Source organism: Brevundimonas sp. (assembly GCF_018608325.1).
GTDB lineage: Bacteria > Pseudomonadota > Alphaproteobacteria > Caulobacterales > Caulobacteraceae > Brevundimonas.
The window spans coordinates 6976-11568 of sequence record NZ_JABAZW010000136.1 but is presented as its reverse complement, the minus strand read 5'-3'; the positions used below and the strand labels follow the sequence as shown (position 1 = coordinate 11568).

5 protein-coding genes and 2 pseudogenes are annotated in these 4593 nt (G+C 65.5%); 4 read left to right on the top strand and 3 right to left on the bottom strand.

Annotation, left to right across the window (positions count from 1 at the left end; all coding sequences use genetic code 11):
* The 3 genes and pseudogenes from QZ281_RS13450 to flgF all read right to left on the bottom strand — a co-directional run.
* A pseudogene (locus QZ281_RS13450) lies at positions 1-345 on the bottom strand (flagella basal body P-ring formation protein FlgA); the annotation flags it as partial.
* A gap of 3 nt (positions 346-348) precedes the next feature.
* Positions 349-1137 (bottom strand): flagellar basal-body rod protein FlgG, encoded by a 789-nt coding sequence (gene flgG, locus QZ281_RS13445; protein WP_292229164.1) that lies wholly within the window; start codon positions 1135-1137, stop codon positions 349-351.
* Between the two features lie 14 nt (positions 1138-1151).
* Positions 1152-1889, bottom strand: a complete 738-nt coding sequence (gene flgF / locus QZ281_RS13440; protein ID WP_292229160.1) for a flagellar basal-body rod protein FlgF — start codon at positions 1887-1889, stop codon at positions 1152-1154.
* 182 nt (positions 1890-2071) lie between these two features.
* Between flgF and QZ281_RS13435 the strand changes: the two genes are divergently transcribed.
* From QZ281_RS13435 to QZ281_RS13420, 4 genes and pseudogenes are all read left to right on the top strand, one after another.
* Positions 2072-2692, top strand: a complete 621-nt coding sequence (locus QZ281_RS13435) for a flagellar basal body-associated FliL family protein (RefSeq protein ID WP_292229158.1) — start codon at positions 2072-2074, stop codon at positions 2690-2692.
* A gap of 2 nt (positions 2693-2694) precedes the next feature.
* Positions 2695-3744 carry a flagellar motor switch protein FliM gene (gene fliM / locus QZ281_RS13430; protein ID WP_292229156.1) on the top strand — a complete coding sequence of 350 codons (1050 nt, stop codon included), beginning with the start codon at positions 2695-2697 and terminating at the stop codon, positions 3742-3744.
* A complete protein-coding gene (locus QZ281_RS13425; RefSeq protein WP_292229155.1) occupies positions 3744-4322 on the top strand; it encodes a DUF6468 domain-containing protein in 579 nt (192 codons plus the stop codon). Before fliM ends, QZ281_RS13425 begins: the two co-directional genes overlap by 1 nt.
* A gap of 17 nt (positions 4323-4339) precedes the next feature.
* Positions 4340-4593 (top strand): annotated as a pseudogene (locus QZ281_RS13420) (hypothetical protein); the annotation flags it as partial.

Here is a 4593-nt window from a genome sequence, read left to right as displayed (position 1 = left end):
GGCAGGCAGGGCGCCGGGGGCTGCGGCCATGACGGGGGCAGGGGCGGCGGGGCCGTCAGCGCGACGGATGGCGACCCGGCGCAGGCCGGTCGGGTTGTCCCAGGTCAGGCCGGAACGGGCGGCGATGGCCTGGAGCTGGCTGGCCTCCATGATGATCGACGGGCCGGAACGCTGGGCCACGAAGACATTGGCGGCTGTGCCTGCGCCGTCGAAGATGTCGCCCAGGGTGACGCGGCCATCGGCGTTGACGGGGTTGGCCTTGAGGGTGACGGGACCGGCCAGGGCGGCGCCTGCGGACAGGGCGCTGACGGCGGCGGCGATCAGGAAGGAGCGGATCAGGGTCATGGCCTAGCTCTTCACCTGGGCGGCGACGGACAGCATCTCGTCGGCGGCGCTGATGACCTTGGAGTTCATCTCATAAGCGCGCTGGGCCACGATCAGGGCGCTGATCTCGGTCACCGCGTCGACGTTGGAGGCCTCAGTATAATATTGCATGATCTGGCCGAAGCCGACCGAGCCGGGCGTGCCGACGATAGGCGGGCCGGACGCGGCGGTCTCCAGCAGCAGGTTGTCGCCAATGGCTTCCAGACCCGCCTCATTGAAGAAGTTGGCCAGTTCGATCTGACCCACGGTGGTCGGCGCCGGTTGACCGTCCTGGGTCACCTGAACCAGACCGCTCTTGGAGATCGAAACCTTCAGCGTGTCCTGAGGCACAGTGATGGCGGGCTCCAGCAGATAGCCGTCGTCGGTGACGATCTGGCCTTCCGGGCTGACCTGCAGGTTGCCCGCGCGGGTATAGCCGATCTCGCCCGAAGGCAGGGTGATCTGGAAATAGCCCTTGCCGTCGATCGCCATGTCATACGGGTTGCCGGTGGCCTGGGGCGTGCCCTGTTCGGTCATGCGATAGACCGCGCCCGCCTTGACGCCTGCGCCGATCTGGATGCCAGTCGGAACCACGGTGCCCTGGGCCGACGACTGCGCGCCCATGCGTTCGACGTTGTGGTAGAGCAGGTCCTGAAACTCGGCGCGTTGCTTCTTGAAGCCCACCGTGTTCATGTTGGCGATGTTGTTGGAAATGACTTCCACGTTCAGCTGTTGGGCGGCCATGCCCGAGGCTGCGGTGCGAAGAGCGCGCATGTTCCGGGGCTCCCTTAAGCGGCCTTGCCGAGGCGCTCGACGGCGCGACGGCTGAGGTCATTGGTGTTTTCAACCATGCGGCTGACGCTTTCGTAGGCGCGGCTGATCTCGACCAGATTGGTGATCTCGACCAGAGGATTGACGTTGGAGGATTCCAGCATCCCCTGCAGGATCGGCACGTCCGTGGTTTCGGTCGGCTGGACGTTGGAGCGGTTGCGGTAGAGGCCGTCGCCGCCCTTCTCCAGCACGCCCAGGGCGTCGAAACGGACCGAGGACATCTGGCCGGTGACCCGTCCGTTCTGGGTGATGCTGCCGTCGTGGCCGATGCTGGGCGGGCCCAGGTCCGGGTCGAGGACGATTTCCGCCCCGCCGCCCAGAACCGGCAGGCCCTGTTTGGTGGTCAGGCGGCCCTCAGGGTCCATCGTGAAGGCGCCGTCGCGTGTGTAGGCCTGACCGTTCGCGTCCTGAACCACGAAGAAGGCGCCTTCGCCGTCCAGCGCAAAGTCCAGGGTGCGGCCGGTGGTCTTGATCGAGCCCTGGCCGAAATCGCGGCCAACGCCATTGTCCAGCACGAAGCTGGCGCTGGGGCGGATCGAGTCGTTGCGCGCGCGCTCGCCGATCTCGGCGCTGACCAGCAGTTGCTCGACCTTGAAGCCGGTGGTGTCCGCATTGGCGATGTTGTTGGCCACGAGGTCGAGCTCGCGGCGCAGCGTCATCTGGCGGGACAGTCCGATATAGGCGGCGTTTTCCACGGTAGGCGAGCTCCTTCGCTCTCACCCTCGCAACAGGCGTGCCAACAGGGTTAACCCAGGTGGAATGGGGGTTTGAGCGGTGTCGGGGTCGTCGGCGCCCGGCAAAACCTGCCCATTGTAAACGCGACGTTAACCAAACCGGGCCGATCCTGACCGCCATATTCGTCGGGGCGATCAACCGCATGTTCAAGCTGGGCAAGAAGAAGAGCGACGCCGCCGGGGACGCCGCCAATCTGCCTGCGGTCGCGGAAGGCGAGGGCGTTGAGGGCGACGCTGCGCCCAAGAAAAAGAAGCCGCCGCTTTTGCTGATCATCATTCCGGCGGCGTTGCTGGTGCTGGGCGGCGGCGGGGCCGCCGCCTTCTTCATGATGAAGCCCAAGCCTGCCGATGCGCATGGCGAAGCGCCAGCGGCGCCGGCTGAAGGCGGCCACGGCAAGTCCGACAAGAAGGGCGGCGAGATTGATCCGGCGCTGGGCAAGGTCGCGGCCGGGCCTGACGGGGTGACCTTCTACACCCTGCCGGACATGGTGATGAATATTCAGTCGGCGGATGGGCGTCCGACCTTCCTGAAGCTGAAGCTGACGCTGGAGATGAAGGATGCGCGGGTTGCGACGCGTCTGCAGTCGGAAATGCCGCGCCTGCAGGATATGTTCACCAGCTTCATGCGCGAACTGCGTCCCGAGGACCTGAGCGGGTCGGCAGGCACCTATCAACTGCGCGCCGAAATCCTGCGCCGCGTCAATCTGATCGCCGCGCCCGGCAAGGTGGACGCCGTACTGATCGAAGAAATGCTGGTGCAGTAGGCATGACCGATCCGACCGCGGCGGCCAATCCTTTCGGCGACCTGAGCGGGGGGCTTGAAGAGCCCCTGTCCGAACGCGTCCTGAACCAGGATGAGATCGACAGCCTGCTTGGCTTTGATCTGGGCGATGACGACGGCTCTGAACGCTCGGGCATCCGCGCCATCATCAACTCCGCGCTGGTCAGCTATGAACGGCTGCCGATGCTGGAGATCGTGTTCGACCGTCTGGTGCGGTTGATGACGACGTCCCTGCGCAACTTCACCTCTGACAACGTCGAAGTGTCGTTGGACAATATCTCGTCGATCCGGTTCGGCGACTATCTGAACTCGATCCCGCTGCCGGCGATTCTGGCCGTGTTTCGGGCCGAGGAACTGGACAACTACGGACTGCTGACGGTTGATTCCAACCTGATCTATTCGATCGTGGACGTGCTGCTGGGCGGTCGTCGCGGCACGGCGGCGCTGCGGATCGAGGGACGGCCCTACACCACCATCGAACGGGCGTTGGTGCAGCGGATGGTCGAGGTGGTGCTGAACGACGCGCGTCAAGCGTTCGAGCCGCTGACGCCGGTGCACTTCAATCTGGACCGGTTGGAGACGAACCCGCGTTTCGCCGCCATCGCGCGCACAGCCAACGCCGCCATCCTGATCAAGCTGCGGATCGACATGGAGGATCGCGGCGGGCGCATCGAGCTGCTGCTGCCCTATGCGACGCTGGAGCCGATCCGCAAGATGCTGCTGCAGCAGTTCATGGGCGAGAAGTTCGGACGCGACAACATCTGGGAAGGCCACCTGGCCACCGAAATCTGGACCACCGACACCGAAGTCAGGGCCGTTCTGGACGAACAGCAGCTGCCTTTGTCGAAAGTGTTGGACCTGAAGGTCGGCGACACCATGATGCTTAATGCCACGCCTGACTCGGAGGTTTCGATTCGCGCGGGCTCCATCCCGCTGACCACCGGCCGCATGGGCCGTAAGGGCCAGCATATCGCCATACGTATCGAGGCGCCGGTGAACCCTGAGATCGCCGCCCGCATGAAAGGACCACGCTGATGGCCGGCATGATCATGGACGCGGTTCTGATGCTGCCGCTGGTCGCGGCGATCGGCTATGGCGTCAGGTTGGAGCGCAAGTTGACGGCGTTGCGCGCGGGGCAGTTGGCCTTCGCGCATGCGGTCAGCGAACTGAACGTCGCCGCAGGCCGGGCCGAGACGGCGCTGGCCACGCTGCGGGCCTCGGGGCAGGAAACCGACCTGCTGCACGACCGCATCATCAAGGCGCGCGAGGTGAAGGCGCAACTGGAATCCCTGATCGCCCGCGCCCCTGTCGGCGTGCCGAAACGTGAAGAAGCGCCCCAGCACGTCGAGCCGCTAACCCTTCGTCAGGTCGTCCCGCCGGTTGCTGAGCCGACCGAAGACGAGGCTCGCGCCCGTCGCATGGCGGCATTGGCTGAGCGTATTCAAGGGATTGCAGCCCCGACCGCCGCGCGTCGCGCCACGCCGCCCTCTGGTCGCGACAATGTCGCCGCCATCGTCCAGGCGCTGTCGGCGGGCAAGTCCGCTAACCAAGCCGCAAAACAAAGCCTCAACGCCGCGCGTCGTAATCTCGACGACGACCTGTTCGCCGCCTGATTTCCGGAACCTGTTGAATGGCCCGCATTCCCCGCCTTCTGCCCCTGATCGCCGTCGCCATCGGCGGGGTGGTGGCCGTGCGCGCTGTCGGCGCGGCGCCGGAGCTGTTTCAAGGGGCCAAGGCCTGGGCCGAGGATTCCATGCCTGCGGCTTCGGTGGCCAATGTGGCAGGCAAGCCGGCGTTGCCTGGCACCTGCGCCCTGTCGCCTGAGCAACTGGCGCAGCAGGCGGGCATTTCTCCCGCCGAGTTGAAGATCATCCAGTCCCTGTC

Coding starts and splice junctions, on each gene's coding strand:
- flgG (WP_292229164.1), bottom strand. CDS start 1,137: ATGCGCGCTCTTCGCACCGCAGCCTCGGGCATGGCCGCCCAACAGCTG.
- QZ281_RS13435 (WP_292229158.1), top strand. CDS start 2,072: ATGTTCAAGCTGGGCAAGAAGAAGAGCGACGCCGCCGGGGACGCCGCC.
- fliM (WP_292229156.1), top strand. CDS start 2,695: ATGACCGATCCGACCGCGGCGGCCAATCCTTTCGGCGACCTGAGCGGG.
- QZ281_RS13425 (WP_292229155.1), top strand. CDS start 3,744: ATGGCCGGCATGATCATGGACGCGGTTCTGATGCTGCCGCTGGTCGCG.